This is a genomic window from Saccharopolyspora griseoalba, from assembly GCF_042665275.1.
Classification (GTDB): Bacteria; Actinomycetota; Actinomycetes; order Mycobacteriales; family Pseudonocardiaceae; genus Saccharopolyspora; species Saccharopolyspora griseoalba.
This window is the reverse complement of record NZ_JBHTCJ010000012.1, coordinates 1-14,903: the sequence shown is the minus strand read 5'-3', so window position 1 is coordinate 14,903 and position 14,903 is coordinate 1. Positions and strand designations below refer to the sequence as shown.

Below are 14,903 nucleotides of genomic sequence, written 5' to 3'. Positions count from 1 at the left end.
CCACCGGACCCGACGGTGTTCTACGGTGAGGTCGGGCGTCGCATCGGGGCGCCGGCAACGGGGCGGTTCCCGGGTTGGGGGCGAGGCATGGTGCGGTCGCGCGCGGTGATCCGGATCGCCGGGGTGCTCGCCGGGTTGATGCTGCTGTCCTGCACCGCCGCCCCGGAATCCGGGTCGCGAGCGGCCGACGTCGACGGGGTCCGGACGGTGGTCGACCAGCTGGAGACGCCGTGGTCGGTGGTGTTCGCCGGGACGACCCCGATCATCAGCGAGCGGGACACCGGGCGGATCGTGGAGATCGCGGCCGGCCGGGCGCGGGAGATCGGTTCGGTGGCCGGGGTGGAGGCCGTCGGGGAGAGCGGCTTGCTCGGGCTGGCGCTGCGCGACGGGTTCCTCTACGCCTACTCGACGGGCGCCGAGACCAACCGAATCCACCGCTACCCGCTGATCGGCGAACCGGGCTCGTTGCGGCTCGGAGCCGCCGAGACAGTGCTGGACGGGATTCCGGCGGCCAGCTACCACGACGGCGGGCGCATCGCCTTCGGGCCCGACGGGATGCTCTACGCGACCGCGGGCGATGCCGGGACCAGCTCCAACGCGCAGGACCTGCGCAGCCTCGGGGGCAAGATCCTGCGCATGACTCCCGAGGGCGGCGTCCCCGCGGACAACCCGTTCCCCGGATCGCTGGTCTACAGCTACGGGCACCGGAACCCGCAAGGGCTCGCCTGGGCTCCCGACGGAACGCTGTACTCCTCCGAGTTCGGCGCGGACGCCTGGGACGAGCTCAACGTCATCGAACCGGGCGCCAACTACGGCTGGCCGATGGCCGAGGGCATCGCCGGGCGAGACGGGCTCGTCGACCCCGTCCAGCAGTGGACTCCCTCGCAGGCGAGCCCTAGCGGCATCGCGATCGACGGCACCTCGATCTACATCGCGAACCTGCGCGGCGAGCGGCTGCGCGTGGTGCCGCTGACCGACCCGACGCGTTCGCGCGAACTGCTCACCGATCGGTTCGGCCGCCTGCGCGACGTCGCGATCGCACCGGACGGCGAGCTGCGCATCCTGACCAGCAACACCGACGGCCGCGGCGATCCGGAACCGGGCGACGACCGGATGCTGGCGCTGCCCGCGCCCTGACCGCCGCAGCGCGAGGGCGCGCGGCACCCGGAATCCCTCGCCGAGCTCTCGATCTTTCGAGCGCGCTGCGGTTACCCTCTCCCGCGGCCGAGCTCGGGAGGTTCGCATGCACCAGGAACAGGACGACGCGCGCACGATCGGACCGGACGCGGACACGGACGCACCCAACGTGGCGCGGATGTACGACTACTTCCTCGGCGGAGCGGCGAACTTCGCGGTGGACCGCGAGGCCGCCGAGCGGGCGCTGGCGGTCACCCCGCAGATCGGCGCGTTCGCCAGGGCGAACCGCGCCTTCCTCGGCCGAGTCGTGACGTACCTGTCCGAAGCGGGCATCGATCAGTTCCTCGACCTGGGGTCGGGCATCCCCACGGTCGGCAACGTCCACGAGATCGCCCACCGGCACAACCCTCGCGCCAAGGTCGCCTACGTCGACAACGAGAGCGTGGCCGTCTCGCACGCCCGCGCGATGCTCGTTCACGAGTCCCGGGTCAGCGTCACCCGCGCGGACATCCGCGACCCGCAGGAGGTCCTGACCGCTCCCGGCGTTGCCGACCTGCTCGACTTCACCAGGCCGGTGGCGGTGCTGGCGGTGGCCATCCTGCACTTCGTCCCCGACTCCGACGATCCGGCGGGAATCCTCGCCGCCTACCGCGGGACCTGCGCACCGGGCAGCTACGCGGCCCTGTCGCACGCGGCCACGACCACCATGACCGAGGACGAGGTCCGGCGCGGCAGGCAGATCTACAGCACCACGCCCACTCCCCTGAACATCCGCGACCACGCCCAGATCGCCGCTCTCCTCGACGGCTACGACCTGGTCGAACCGGGCCTCACCCCGATCAACCACTGGCCCACCCCCAACACCGAGCAACCCGCCAACGGCTACGGCGCGGTAGGACGACTCCCCTGACCTCCGCACCGGACACCCCCGAGGACTGCGACCGGACCAAGTTCGAGGGAATTCCGCCGGCTGAAAACCCTTGAACTTCGAGGGCGGAATTCGAGGGTTTTCTGAGGTTCAACCGATCGGGGTGTTCGTTGCTGGTGCCTCTGTGAGTCCGGTTGCGGGAGTCGCATCGGGCGGGAGGGCGAGCTCGGGAGGGCGACCTCGGCGTTCGGGACGTCCTCCGCGTCGGCGGGACGGCGGTCGGGGCGTGGAGGACGTTGCGGGCCGAGCGCGTCCGCGGGAGTTCGTGCGAAACCGCCGTCGCCGCGCGCGTCCCAGCGGAGTTCAACGCGTGCCGGTGGCTCCGGACAGCGCCTCCCACGCCGCCTGCTCGGCCGATTCGGGATGCCCCGCGGTGTCGATCTCGGTGGCCTCCGGCCACGGCGCGAAGTCCGCGCGCATCCGGGCGGCGATCTCCGGCGTCGCCTCGGAGGCGTCGGCGCGGGTGGTGATGCGGGGTTCGGTGATCTCCGGCGGCGCCGCGCAGCGCAGTTCGACCGTTCGCGAGCAGGTGGCGCCGGCGAGGTCGCGCGCGGCTCGGCGTTCGGCCGCGCTGCTCCAGCTCGCGTCGAGCACCACGTGCTCGCCCAGCCCGAGCAGCGTTCGCGCCCGGTCGAGCATCACCCGGTAGGTCTGGTGCACCTTCTCCGGGTCGTAGCGGCCGCGGCCGTAGCCGCTGTCGCCCGGCAGTCCGGCCAGCTCCGGCAGCTCCCCGCGGATCACGTCGGTGCGCAGCAGGACCGCACCGAGGCGATCGGCCAGGGACCCGGCGATCGTCGTCTTCCCGGTGCCCGGCAGCCCGCCGACGAGCACCAGGTTCGGCAAGCCGGCGCGCAGGTGCTCCAGCGAGATGCCCAGGAGCTGTTGGGCTTCGCCCGCGGCGCGCTCCACTCCCTGGGCGCGCCGCACGCAGGCGACCTTCGCGCGCACGAAGGCGCGGTAGGCGATGTAGTGGTGCTCCAGGGTCCTCACCACCGGTGTCGCGGAGAACTCGCGGTAGGCGCGCGAGAACTCCGCGGCCAGAGCCGGCGATCCGAGCCGCTCCAGGTCCATCACCAGGAACGCCGCGTCGTCGAGGACGTCCACGAAGCGCAGCGCGTCGTCGAACTCCAGGCAGTCGAGCACCCGAGGACCGTCGGGCAGGCAGAAGATGTCCTCGGCCCGCAGATCGCCGTGCCCGTCCACGGCGCAGCCGCGATCGATCCGGTCGGCGAACAGCGGCGCCCGCCCGTCGACGTAGTCCTGCACCAGTTCCGCGACCTCCCGCAGCGATCCGCGGTCGATCACGTTGCCCGCGAAGGGCTCGATGCCGCTGAAGTTGTCGAACCACCGCTTGCGCAGCGCGCTCAGCCCAGCGGTGGCGTCGACGTCCGGGCCGCGACGAGCCTCGCTGTGGAAGGACGCGAGCACGCGCGCCAGCCGCCGGAGGTCGGCCGTGACCTCCTCGCCGCGGCGGACCAGCTCGGACAACCTGCGCCCGGCGGGCATCCGCTTCATCACGACCAGCCAGTCGCAGACCCGCCCGTCGCCGTCGAGCACCTGCGCGAGGTCGAGGTAGACGTCGGGTGCCAGCCTGCGGTTCAGCTCCAGCTCGCGCCGGCACGCCCGCTCGCGCGACTCCACGGTGCTGAAGTCCAGGAACCCGAGGTCGACCGGCTTCTTGAACTTGTAGGCGCGCTCCCCGAAGAACACGAGCACGGCGCTGTGGCTCTGGGCGATGTCCGGCCCTTCGCCCGCCATGAGGTTCGCCGGGGTCGTTCCGGGTCCGTCGGGCATCCGGTAGCTCCATTCGGCCGGGTCGTGCGACAGCTCCGCGCACGGGCTACCCAGCGGGCCTCGAGTTCAGGCCCCCGCGCGGTGCACCGCCCGCGCCACCGGGAACCAGGTCTTTGTGCTCCACCCGATCGGGCGACCCTGGCAGCGTTCCGGGTGTTGAGGACTTTCGACCGTGTGCGCGCGACCGCCGGCGGCGCACGGTGATTCCAGGAAGCAATTCGCTCACCAGGGAGAAGTCATGACCGAAGGTCACGAGATGCGCTGGGGCGGCTTCGCCGGTCTCGCCTCGCTCGTCCTCGCCATCGCAGCGGGGATCCTGCTGACCGGCGCCCCGAGGGTCACCGCGTCCTCGGACGCGATCGCGCTGTACCTGGTCGAATCGCGCGGCTTGATCATCACCGCCGCCCTGCTGGGCACGGCGGCGCTGGCCATGTTCGTCTGGTTCGGCGCCACGCTGGCCACCGCGTTCCGGCAGGCCCAGCCAAACAGCGACGCCCCGGCCGTGGTGCTCGCCGGTTTCACCATCACCGGTGCGCTCGGGTTCCTCGGCGCCTCGATCATCGGAGGGCTGACCTACGCCGCGGCCGCCAACCCGGCGTTGCTCGACATGATCGCGGCTCCCTACACCGCGCTGCACGTGATGGCCACGATCGGCGGCATCGCGGTCGCGCTCCCGCTGGCCGCCAGCGCCATCGCGATCGCCCGCACCTCGGTCCTGCCGCAGTGGGCCGGATGGCTCTCCGCGCTCGTGGCCGCCGTGGACGTGCTCGCCGCGATCACCGTGCTCAGCGGCAGCGGCATCTGGGCTCCGGGCAGCGCGCTGACCGCCTACGTCCCGCTCGGGTTGACCGCGCTGTGGGGCCTGGCGCTGAGCGGTCTGCTCATCCGCGAACGGGTTCCGGAGATCGCCTCGCGGCATCACGCCGTCGCCGGTCCTGCGTGACCTGACGCGCGTTTCGGCCGCGGTACCCCCGGTGGGTGCCGCGGCCGAAACGCGCGTCAGGTCCGGTGCCTCGGCGATCCGTCGGCCGGCCGCGGCCAGCCCACGCGCACCATCATCTGCGGATGGCCCGCGTCCGCCAAGGCCTCCCGCCGCACGAGCGCTCGGGTGCCCCGGACCTCCAGCGCCTCGCTGAGCGGGCAGCTGGCCAGCCCGGCCAGCTCGGCCCGGCACAGCAGCGCGCCGAGCGCCTCTCCCGCGCGCAGGTGCGCATCCCGGTCGTCGGCACCGGTGCTGATCAGCAGCAGGCAACCCGCCGCGCCGTTCGACGCCGGGTCCACGCCGGCGGCCTCGGCCCAGCCGAAGTCCCGCACCACGAGGTCGTCGTGCTCCCGCGCGCGCCAGGGCACGCCGGTCTCCGGAGCACCGTCCGCCGACCAGGAGGCCATCCCGGTCCAGCTGGCCAGCTCGGCGCGGTAGCGGTCGGAGGCCGCGTGGACTCGCGCCGCTCGGGCGAAGGCCTGCGCCACGGCGCGCCGCTGGTCCCCGGTGATCACCGAGACCTGAGCCGCAGCACCTGCCGAGGCCAGTTCGGCGAGCACGCTCGGGGGCACGGGCACCGGGGCGTACTCGCGGCGGTCGACCTCGCGCCGGCGCGCCGCGCGCACGAGCGCCCCGTCCCCGGGAGCCGGATCGCCGCGGCCCAGCACCTCGATGCGCGCCAGCAGTTCGGGCTCGCTCGCGTCGGGCAGTCGCAGGACGTTCACCAGCCAGCCCCGCGCGCGCAGCGCGAGCAGCGCGTGCTGCAGCGCGACGCCGTTGCTGATGACCAGTTCTCGCTTGTCCGGGTCTGTTTCGGGCAGCTCCAGCGAACGATCCAGCAGCAGCTCCAGGAAGTCCCCGCCACCGCGCCACTGCCACGGCTGGGAGTTGAACAACGACGGCGCTCGATCGGCCAAACCGCACACCTCGCGCATCTCCTGCGCGCTCACCCGCACGTCCGACATCTCCGCCCACCACCCTCACCAACCACGATCCGCCACCGCGGAGGGCGCGTACCAGGGACCATCGACCCGATCTCGCGCCGAACGAGCCGAGCTCGGCGTCACCGGGGAGGTTCGGTCACAGCGGGAGTTCGACCAGGATCGTCGTCCCGCGTCCGGGCGCGGATTCGACCCGGAGGGAGGCTTCGACCAGGGCGCAGCGCTCGGCCATCGAGCTCAGTCCGAGGTGCTGGGACTTCTCGGGGTCCGCGCGGCGCTCGGCGGGGGCGAAGCCCTTGCCGTCGTCGGTGCAGCCGAGCACCAGCGAGTCGCCGACGCGGCGCAGCGAGAGCACGATGCGTCCCGCGTCGGCGTGCTTGACCGCGTTCGCCAGGGCTTCCTGAGCGATCCGGTAGAGCGCGGCGGCCGCGTGGTCGGGGACGCCCTCGGTCCCCGCTTCGGGATCGACCACCAGCTCGGTGCTCGGCCCGCCTTCGCGCCCGGCCATCTGGACCAGCGACTCGATGGCCGCGACCAGCCCGAGGTCGTCGAGCACCAGGCTGTGCAGCCCGGAGATGGCCGCTCTCGTCTGGTTGTAGGCCACGTCGGCCAGCTCCCTGGCGCTGACCAGTTCGGCGCGGGCGCGCTGCAGCTCCGGCTCGGCGTCGGCACCCGCGCTCGCCAGCTCGGCGACGGTCAGCTCGGCCGCCGAGAGGTGGAACGACATCGACGCCAGCGCCGTGGTCACGCCGTCGTGCAGGTCGAAGGCGATGCGGCGGCGCTCGGCCTCCTGCGCCGAAATCGCCTGCTTCACCAGCCGGTCGCGCTCCGTTCGGTGCCGGTTGACCGCCCGCCACAGGTCCTCGGCGTGCAGCCGGAGTCCGAGCGCGGTGGCGCAGGACTCCGCGGCCCGCAGGTCGTCCCGCCCGAAGGGGCGCTCGGTGCCGCGGTGCACCGCCAGGACGCCGACCACCGAGCTGTCGTCCAGCCCGCGCAGCGGCACGCACATGCGGGCCACCGTCTGCCGCGGTTCGAGGCCCAGCAGCCGCCGGTGCAGCTCGTTGCGCGGCGAATCCGATTCCAGCAGAACGGGTTTGCCGGTGCGCGCGACCAGACCGGTGACGCCGAAGCCGACCTGCAGCCTCAGCTCGCCCGCCGCGGGGTGCTCGGGCCAGATGTCGACGACGCGCAGGTCCTGGCCGTCGACGGCGTGGATCAGCGCACCGTCGGCGCGCAGCGCCTCGGCGAGCTCTGCGGCGCTGGGGATCGTTCCGGCGAACGAGCTCACCGGAACAGCCCCTCGCGCAGCGCGACGGCGATCGCGCCGCTGCGGTCGGCCACGCCGAGCTTGCGGTAGAGCCCGCGGATGTGGGTCTTGACGGTGTCCTCGCTGACCACGAGCTTGCTCGCGACGGCCCGGTTGGAGTGGCCGGACACGATCAGCTCGAGCACCTCCGACTCGCGCTGGGTCAGACCGAGGTGCGCGCCGGACCAGAACTCCCCGGAGCTCAGCTGCGCGGCCGACAGCGCCACGCGCCCGGCCAGCGCCGGATCCACCACGGTCTCGCCCTCGCGCACCCGGCGCAGGTGCTCGACCAGCTCCTGGCCGCCGATGCGCTTGAGGACGTACCCGGCCGCGCCCACGCGCAGCGCCTGGTAGAGGTAGTGCTCGTCGTCGTAGACGGTCAGCAGGACCACCTTGGTGCCCGGGTGCTGGGCGGTGATCTGCCTGCACAGGTCCAACCCGCTCTCCTTGCCGATGCGCACGTCGCAGAGCACCACGTCGGGTTCGCGCTCGGCCACCGCGGCCAGCGCCGCCGAAGCGGTGGTCACCTGACCGACGATCACGACCTCGTCCGGGAAGTGCGCGAGCATCGCGTCGAGCCCGTGCAGCACCATCTCGTGGTCGTCGACGAGCACGAGTCGCTGGGGTTCCGGCGCCGTCATGCACCCAGCCTAAGGCGTCGTCGCAGGACGCCGCGCGAGCCGCCGTTCCAGGTCCGGGACCGCGCGGCCGGGGGACCGAGCGCGAACCTCACCCGCGGTCCCACCCCGGCGGGTGAGTGCGTCGCGCGCGCTGCGCGGTCCGATGGGTGCGAGCGAACTGCCGCCCGACGCGCGGTGCGATGGGAGTTGATCCATGACCCAGGTCCTGAGGCGAGCCCTGCCGTCGGTGGACGCCGACCAGCTGGCCGTCGCGGCGCTGCGCTTCCTGGCCGCCGACGCGGTGCGGTCGAGCGCGAGCGGAGCGCCAGGCAGCCCGCTGGGGGCGGCACCGATGGCGTGGGCGCTGTGGAGCCGCCACCTGCGCCACGACCCGGCCGATCCGGGCTGGGCCGACCGCGACCGCTTCGTGCTCTCGGCCGAGCACGGCCCGGCGCTGCTCCGCGGGCTGCTGCACCTGTTCGGCTACGACCTCAGCTCGACCGCCCACCGCGCACCGGCACCGCGGGAGCGGGGGCACCCGTCGGAGCCGGGTCGCGGCCTGGCCACCGCTGTGGGGATGGCGCTGGCCGAGCGGATGACCCGAGCGAGGTGCCCGGAGGTCACCGACCACCGCACCTACGCGATCCTGGGCGCCTGCCAGCCGGAGGAGTCCGGCAGCCGATCGGCCGCGCTCGCCGCGCGGCTCGGCCTGGGGCGGTTGACCGTGCTCTGGGCCGACGACGGCACGGGCCTCGACGGCGCTGAGCAGCTGGCCCGGTTCGCCGACCGCGGCTGGCACGTCCTCGCGGTGCCCGACGGCACCGACGTCGACGCGATCGACCGGGCGCTCAGCCGGGCCGCGGACGCCCCGCAACCCAGCTTCGTCGCGGTGCGCGCCGCTGCCGACGAGGACGGCGATCGGCATCACCTGCCGAGCGTGCCCGAGCAGGTCCGCGAGCTCTGCGAGGCGCTCAGGCACATCGGTCGCGCCGAGCACGCGGTGTGGCGGGCGGAGTTCGACGCCTTCCGGAAGTCCTTCCCGGAGCGCGCGGCGGCTTTCGAGCGCGCCCGCGCGCGGGGGTTGCCCGCCGGGCTCGCCGATCGCCTCGGAGCTCGCGCGCACGACCACATGCCCGCACCGACCGATCCCGGACCGGTACCGCACCCGCGCGCACCGGTGCTCAACCGAACTCGCCTGCGCCACCTGATGTTTCGATGTGCACGATGACCTCGCCCGCGATGACCTCGACCTCGTAGCTGCGCGCCGGCTCGACCTCCGGTGGGCACCGCGCATCGCCGGCCCGGACGTCCTCGACGGCGTGCACGGTGCCGTCGACGTTGAAGACCACGACCGACGGGGAGGCGGTGCGCAGCTCGTGCGCGGTCCCGGGCGGGAGCTCCTGCAGGCTGCAGACGCGCACGCGATGAGTGGCCCGTACCATCGCCCGCTCCCTCCCACCGGCGCCCCTCGGGGCCACCCGGCTAGGCCTCGTTCAGGAATGCGGCGGCAGCCGCTGGTCCAGGTGCGGGAGCGCGGAGCTCGCACCGCCGCGCACGCCCTTCGCCGAGCAGCTCCTAGTGTCCCCTGCTGATCCACTCTTCGAGGTGCGGCCGCTCGGCTCCGATGGTCGTCGTGTCCCCGTGACCGGGGTGCACCACGCGCGAACCGGGCAGGGCGAACAGCTTGTCCCGGATCGAGGCGATGATGACGTCGAAGTCCGAATAGGACCGACCGGTCGCTCCGGGGCCGCCGGCGAACAGCGTGTCGCCGGTGAAGACCGCGTCCAGCTCCGGAACGTCGAAGCACACCGCGCCCGGCGCGTGCCCCGGCGTGTGCAGCACGTGCAGCTCCGCACCGGCGACCGCGATCCGCTGGCCGTCCGCCAGGTGCCCGTCGGGCTCGCGGCTGCCGTGGGTCTGCCGCCACAGCACCAGGTCGTCGGGGTGCAGCAGCAGCGGCGCGGCGGTGGCCTCGGTCAGCTCCGGCGCGACCCGCACGTGGTCGTCGTGCGCGTGGGTTGCCAGCACCGCCACCACACGGCGCCCGCCGATCACCTCCCGGATCGCGGCGACGTCGTGCGGCGCGTCGACGACCGCGCACTCGTCGTCGTCCCCGACCACCCACGCGTTGTTGTCCACCTCGAAGGTCTGCCCGTCCAGCGAGAAGGTGCCCGAGGTGATCGCGCGGTCCACGCGGATGCCCATCAGAACACCACCACCGAACGCAGCACCTCGCCGCGCTCCATCTTGGTGAAGGCCTCCTCCACGTCGTCGAGGGCGATCTCCTCGGTGACGAACTTCTCCAGCGGCAACCGCCCCTGCTGGTGGAGGTCGGTGAGCATCGGGAAGTCCCGGCTGGGCAAGCAGTCGCCGTACCAGGACGACTTGAGCGCACCACCGCGGCCGAACACGTCGAGCAGCGGCAGCCGGAGCTCCATCTCGGCGGTCGGAACCCCGACCAGCACGACGGTCCCGGCGAGGTCGCGGGCGTAGAAGGCCTGCTGGTAGGTCTCCGGGCGGCCGACCGCGTCGATCACGACATCGGCACCGTTCCCGCCGGTCAGCGACCTGATCTCGGCGACGGGGTCGGCCTCGGCGGCGTTGACCGCGTGCGTCGCGCCGAACTGCTCGGCCCACGCCAGCTTCTTCGGGTCGGTGTCCACCGCGATGATCCGGGAGGCGCCCGCCAGCCGCGCCCCGGCGATCGCGCCGTCGCCGACACCGCCGCAGCCGATCACGGCGACCGAGTCCCCCCGGGAGACCCCGCCGGTGTTCACCGCGGCGCCCACCCCGGCCATCACACCGCATCCCAGCAGCGAGACCACGGCGGGCCGCGCCGCGGGGTCCACCCGCGTGCACTGGCCAGCGTGCACCAGCGTGCGCTCGGTGAACGCGCCGATCCCCAGCGCGGGCGACAGCGGCGTGCCGTCGGACAGCTGCATGGACTGCTCGGCGTTGTTGGTGTCGAAGCAGTACCACGGGCGCCCGCGCCGGCAGGCGCGGCACTCGCCGCAGACCGCTCGCCAGTTGAGCACCACGAAGTCGCCCTCGCCGACCTCGGTCACACCGGCTCCGGTCGCCTCCACGACCCCGGCGGCCTCGTGCCCGAGCAGGAACGGGAACTCGTCGTTGATCCCGCCCTCGCGGTAGTGCAGGTCGGTGTGGCAGACGCCGCACGCGCGCACCCGCACCAGGACCTCCCCGGGCCCGGGTTCGGGCACGTTGATCGTCACCACCTCCACCGGTTTACCGCGACCAGGTGCCACCACGGCACGCGACTCGATCATCCGAAAGTCCCTCCGACGAAACGCTTCCAGAACCGGCGTACTGCGAGCACCATCCACCGCCCGGGCGCGGAGGGACAACGAGTTGAACACTGATGGAGCCCAATCCGGCACGAACGGGAGGATGCGTCGGACGAACGGCGAGCCCCCTTCGCGCCGCGCGGGCTCGCCGTCCGACCGGTTCGATCTCGCCGTCGCGCGGCACCTCGTCGGTGTCGCGGGGAAGCGCGTCGCGTCAGCGCGAGCCCCGGCCGCCGGCGAGCATCCGGCACCGGCGACGCACGACCGGCCGACGAGCGAGGACCAGCGGCGGGCGTGCCGCCACGAGCGGGATCACACGCCGAGCAAGCGGCGGATCTCCGGCGCGTGCCTGCGGGAGACCGGCACGAGCTCGTGCGAGCGCGGGTCGGTGATCAGCACCAGCTCGCCCTTCACCCCGCGCTCCAGCTCGGCCACCCGGCGGAGGTTGGCCACGAAGCGGCGGTGCACCCGGCGGAATCCGTGCGGGGTCAGCAGCTCCTCGACGTTGTCCAGACCGCGGGTGGCGGCCTGGATCCGACCGCGGTCGGTGCCCAACCACACGATGTTGCGATCGGCCTCGGCGTAGCGGATCTCCGAGGGAGCCAGCAGCACCAGCCGGTCGTTGCGGATGCCGATCACCCGGCGCGGCAGCGAGACCGCCGCGGACGGCGCCGAGCTCTCGTAGGGCTCGCCCTCCTGCTGACCGAAGGCGCAGAACATGCCCACGACGTGGTTGGCCGCCACGACCGGCCGCAGCGTGACCGGGATCGGGTCCTCCCCGGGGCACACCGCCAACCGGGCATGGCCGGTCCACTGCGGCCGCTCCAGCGCCCGGTTGGTCGCCCAGCGCACGACCTCGGCGAACTCGGGGATGTCCGGCTGCCAGCGGTTCGCCGGTTCGACCACGCCGCCGACCACGGGGCTGTCCTCGGCCAGCCGGAGCAGCGTCGCCGCCGCGTGGTTGGCCGCGACCACGTTGCCACCTCGGTCGATGGCCATCACCGCGCCGCCGTCCCGGGACGCCTCGCCGTTGAAGTCGGCGAGCACGCTCTTGGCCTCGGACAGCGCCCGGCGGTAGATCTCCTGCTCGACGCTCGCGGCGGCCTGCGCGAGCCACTCCGGCACGCGCTCGGACATCGGCGCGTTCCACCGCGAGATGTTGATCGACGCCACCGGCGCACCGGTGACCACGTCCCGGATCGAGATGCCTGCGCAGGCCCATTGGTGGAAGCCCTCGCACCAGTGCTCCGGACCGGTCACCGTCACCGGGCCGGAGACCTCGAAGGAGGTGCCCATCCCGTTGGTCCCGGTGCACTGCTCTGACCAGGACGACCAGGGGGCGAGGTTGCTCATCTCGGCCCGCTTGCGCGCGCTCGGATCGCCCCAGGAACCCAGGACTCGTCCCGCTCCGTCGGTCACCGCGACGACGCCGCCGTCGAACTCCACCTCGCGCCCGGCCAGCGCGCCCAAGCCGCCGAGCCTGGCGAAGATCACGTCGTTGTCCAGCCGGTGGTCGTTGCACCCCGGTGCACCCGGCGCGACGTGCAACGCCGGGTCCACTTCGTACTGATCTCGGCACCGGTACCAGGAAGCAAGGATCTCCGGGCGGACGCCGTGCTCGATGTCCTCGCCCGTCGCGAAGCTCTCCCACGCGCGCGCGACCTGGGTCCGCGTCGCCACCAGAGAGTCGCCCCCGCCGCGGTCACCGGATCCGGACGAGACGATCTCCAACGGCGGCACTCTCCCAGTCATCGCGACCTCCTTGTCGTGTGCGAGAGGGGCGGAACTCGGGCGCCAACAATCAGTGACAGCGGTCACAATGTAGCCCTAGGGAGTGAGCCGCTTCAAGGCATGGCGGCCTCGTGCGGCCGATCGGGTTCACCGGCCGGAGGTGCGAACGTTCTCCGCTCTGTGGCCGAAAAGAGCATGCTCTGATCCTTTTCGCAGAGCCACAGCATGCCGCCTGAATTCCCCGTTTCCAACGGCCCGAGCACGAACGGTTCCCGGAGCCGCGCGAACGGCGGTGGATGATCGACGAACGGTGCGATTCCCCGGTGATCGCCGCGCGAATCCGGCGATCACCGAAACTTCCCAGAATCCGGGACATCGCGCTTCTTCCATCCGTTCGGCCGCGGAATTCCGACGAGCGTCCCCCAGCAGAACCAGCGGAGACCTCCTGCGCGGTCGCACCGCCTCGCGGCGCCGCGGACCTTCGCGGCGGAGCACCACGCCGCTCGCCCGGCGCCCACCGGTCACCGCCGAGCGGTTGCTCCCGCGACCTCCCGGGCGCGCTCGCCGGTGGTGGCCGCGGCCTCGCAGCGGGCGCGGCGGGCCAGAACGCGCTGGGCCCGCCCGACGTTCCAGTCCTCCCCCGCCCAGGCCGACAGCGTCGGCGCGAGCAGCGACCGGCCGCTGCAGACCGTCAGTCGCCAGGCACCACCCGGCCTGCGGTTCATCGCGTCCAGGTGCAGGGCGGCCGCCTCGTCGCCCTGGGCACCGGGCAGGAACGCGATCCCGGGCACCGCCGCGGGCACCACGCCGCGCAAGCAGGCCAGCGTCGCGTCGGCGATCGCGTCGACCCCCGCCCGCTCCGGGCACGCGCTACCGGGCACCACCGCGTTCGGCGCCAGCACGATGCCGCGCAGGTCCACCGCCTGATCGCGCAGCGCGTCGAACACCGCGCGCAGGCACTCGGAGGTGACCTCCGCGCAGCGCTCGATGCCGTGCTCGCCCTCCGGCAGCACCTCCACCTCGACCAGCGGCACCACCCCGGCCTCCTGGAAGAGCGCGGCGCACCGGGCGAGCGCGTGCGCGTTGGCCGACAGGCAGCCGGCGCTCGGACGACCCGCGCCGATGCGGAACACCGCCCGCCACTCGGCGAACCGCGCTCCCAGCGCGACGTGCTCGGCGAGCCGGTCGCGCAACCCGTCCAACCCGCCGGTGACCAGCTCGCCGTCGGAACCGGCCAGGGGCTCGGCGCCGGTGTCGGCCCTGATCCCCGGGACGACGCCGTTGCGCACCGCGGCGGCGACCAGCCCCGCACCGTCCCGCCCGGCTTGGCGGAAGGTCTCCTCGTGGAGGATCGCGCCGCTGATCCACCGGCCGAGTCCGGGCGTGGTCAAGACCAGCTCCCGGAACACCCGCCGGCGCTCCTCGTCCGCCGGAATCCCCTCGGCCGCCAATCGCTCGTTCAGACGCGCGCCGCTCTCGGCCGCCGCGAGGATCCCCCTGCGCGGTGCGACGAGTTGCAGGGCGGTTCTGCTCAGTTCGGTGTGCCGCACGCCCGCGACCTCCTCTTTCGCGGGCCGAAGTCCGCCGACTCCGGCCTGGTCCGGTTCGGCCGACCCGCCACGAGCGCCGGAGGCCGGCGGCCGTTCGCGGGGCGCGGGCGCGCCCAGCTCCAGCACCTCGCGAATTCCCCGCCGAGGTGCCCGGAGCACGTCAGCCACCGCGGAGGATGCCAGCTGCGGGCCCCTTCCTGCGCGGCGCTGACGACCGGAAGGTGCGCGCTGCGGACCGCTGGTGCCGGGTCCCCTCCCGTTCGTGACGGGAAGGGCACCGCTCGTGGGATCTTCGCCCGCGGTCGTCCCGGGGCGCTGGCACTCGCAGGACCGATCGGCTTAGCTTTCTTCGTTGCGGCGGCAAATCCGCCAGCGCGGCATCCGGTGATGTCCGGTCGGCTCGGCGAGACCAGAGGCGGTCTTGGATGGCAGAAGTGCACCGGCTCGACCCGATCTCCCGCATCCCGAGCGCGAACACGGTCTACGGGGCGTGGGAGCGCTTCGTGCGGGGCGAGGACGACATCCGCGGCGTGCGGCCGGAGATCGCGCTGTCCTGGCAGCGGTGCCGCGACCAGTACCGGGTGGATCCGCTGCTGGCGGAGGCGCCGG

Annotated in this window: 13 protein-coding genes and 1 pseudogene; 5 read left to right on the top strand and 9 right to left on the bottom strand. The window is 73.2% G+C overall.

What is annotated here, in order from left to right; all coding sequences use genetic code 11:
* The first annotated feature begins 87 nt into the window (after window positions 1–87).
* On the top strand, window positions 88–1,137 hold the full coding sequence (locus ACFQRI_RS20725; RefSeq protein ID WP_380671137.1) for a PQQ-dependent sugar dehydrogenase: 1,050 nt from the start codon (window positions 88–90) through the stop codon (window positions 1,135–1,137).
* A gap of 106 nt (window positions 1,138–1,243) precedes the next feature.
* Window positions 1,244–2,047 carry an SAM-dependent methyltransferase gene (locus tag ACFQRI_RS20720; protein ID WP_380671135.1) on the top strand — a complete coding sequence of 268 codons (804 nt, stop codon included), beginning with the start codon at window positions 1,244–1,246 and terminating at the stop codon, window positions 2,045–2,047.
* A 321-nt stretch (window positions 2,048–2,368) separates the two neighbouring features.
* Here the strand turns inward: ACFQRI_RS20720 and ACFQRI_RS20715 are convergent, their stop codons facing one another.
* The gene (locus ACFQRI_RS20715; RefSeq protein ID WP_380671133.1) at window positions 2,369–3,859 is read right to left on the bottom strand and encodes a bifunctional aminoglycoside phosphotransferase/ATP-binding protein; all 1,491 of its coding nucleotides are present in this window, start codon (window positions 3,857–3,859) and stop codon (window positions 2,369–2,371) included.
* A 238-nt stretch (window positions 3,860–4,097) separates the two neighbouring features.
* On the opposite strand from ACFQRI_RS20715, the gene ACFQRI_RS20710 reads away from it, so the two are divergent.
* A complete protein-coding gene (locus ACFQRI_RS20710) occupies window positions 4,098–4,802 on the top strand; it encodes a hypothetical protein (protein ID WP_380671131.1) in 705 nt (234 codons plus the stop codon).
* A gap of 56 nt (window positions 4,803–4,858) precedes the next feature.
* Here the strand turns inward: ACFQRI_RS20710 and ACFQRI_RS20705 are convergent, their stop codons facing one another.
* From ACFQRI_RS20705 to ACFQRI_RS20695, 3 genes are all read right to left on the bottom strand, one after another.
* Window positions 4,859–5,806: an Acg family FMN-binding oxidoreductase gene (locus ACFQRI_RS20705; RefSeq protein ID WP_380671129.1), complete on the bottom strand. Its 948-nt coding sequence runs from the start codon at window positions 5,804–5,806 to the stop codon at window positions 4,859–4,861.
* Window positions 5,807–5,921: 115 nt separating this feature from the next.
* The gene (locus ACFQRI_RS20700; protein WP_380671127.1) at window positions 5,922–7,070 is read right to left on the bottom strand and encodes a GAF domain-containing sensor histidine kinase; all 1,149 of its coding nucleotides are present in this window, start codon (window positions 7,068–7,070) and stop codon (window positions 5,922–5,924) included.
* Window positions 7,067–7,729 carry a response regulator gene (locus ACFQRI_RS20695; RefSeq protein WP_380671125.1) on the bottom strand — a complete coding sequence of 221 codons (663 nt, stop codon included), beginning with the start codon at window positions 7,727–7,729 and terminating at the stop codon, window positions 7,067–7,069. Before ACFQRI_RS20695 ends, ACFQRI_RS20700 begins: the two co-directional genes overlap by 4 nt.
* A 193-nt stretch (window positions 7,730–7,922) precedes the next feature.
* Here ACFQRI_RS20695 and ACFQRI_RS20690 point away from each other — a divergent pair, with 193 nt between their 5' ends.
* Window positions 7,923–8,936, top strand: a complete 1,014-nt coding sequence (locus tag ACFQRI_RS20690; protein ID WP_380671123.1) for a transketolase family protein — start codon at window positions 7,923–7,925, stop codon at window positions 8,934–8,936.
* Here ACFQRI_RS20690 and ACFQRI_RS20685 read toward each other — a convergent pair.
* The 5 genes from ACFQRI_RS20685 to ACFQRI_RS20665 all read right to left on the bottom strand — a co-directional run bounded on the left by ACFQRI_RS20685 (window position 8,890) and on the right by ACFQRI_RS20665 (window position 14,462).
* Complete coding sequence (locus ACFQRI_RS20685; RefSeq protein ID WP_380671121.1) at window positions 8,890–9,129, bottom strand: Rieske (2Fe-2S) protein; 240 nt, start codon at window positions 9,127–9,129, stop codon at window positions 8,890–8,892. The genes ACFQRI_RS20690 and ACFQRI_RS20685 overlap by 47 nt on opposite strands.
* A 154-nt stretch (window positions 9,130–9,283) precedes the next feature.
* Window positions 9,284–9,913, bottom strand: a complete 630-nt coding sequence (locus ACFQRI_RS20680; RefSeq protein WP_380671119.1) for an MBL fold metallo-hydrolase — start codon at window positions 9,911–9,913, stop codon at window positions 9,284–9,286.
* The gene (locus ACFQRI_RS20675; RefSeq protein WP_380671117.1) at window positions 9,913–10,995 is read right to left on the bottom strand and encodes an S-(hydroxymethyl)mycothiol dehydrogenase; all 1,083 of its coding nucleotides are present in this window, start codon (window positions 10,993–10,995) and stop codon (window positions 9,913–9,915) included. The genes ACFQRI_RS20680 and ACFQRI_RS20675 overlap by 1 nt, the downstream gene beginning before the upstream one ends.
* Before the next feature lie 330 nt (window positions 10,996–11,325).
* Window positions 11,326–12,765, bottom strand: a complete 1,440-nt coding sequence (locus ACFQRI_RS20670; protein ID WP_380671115.1) for a DNA-binding protein — start codon at window positions 12,763–12,765, stop codon at window positions 11,326–11,328.
* Between the two features lie 500 nt (window positions 12,766–13,265).
* Window positions 13,266–14,462, bottom strand: coding sequence for a class I fructose-bisphosphate aldolase (locus tag ACFQRI_RS20665; protein ID WP_380671113.1), 1,197 nt, complete (start codon window positions 14,460–14,462; stop codon window positions 13,266–13,268).
* A gap of 257 nt (window positions 14,463–14,719) precedes the next feature.
* Here ACFQRI_RS20665 and ACFQRI_RS20660 point away from each other — a divergent pair.
* Window positions 14,720–14,903, top strand: a pseudogene (locus tag ACFQRI_RS20660) (DNA-binding protein); the annotation flags it as partial.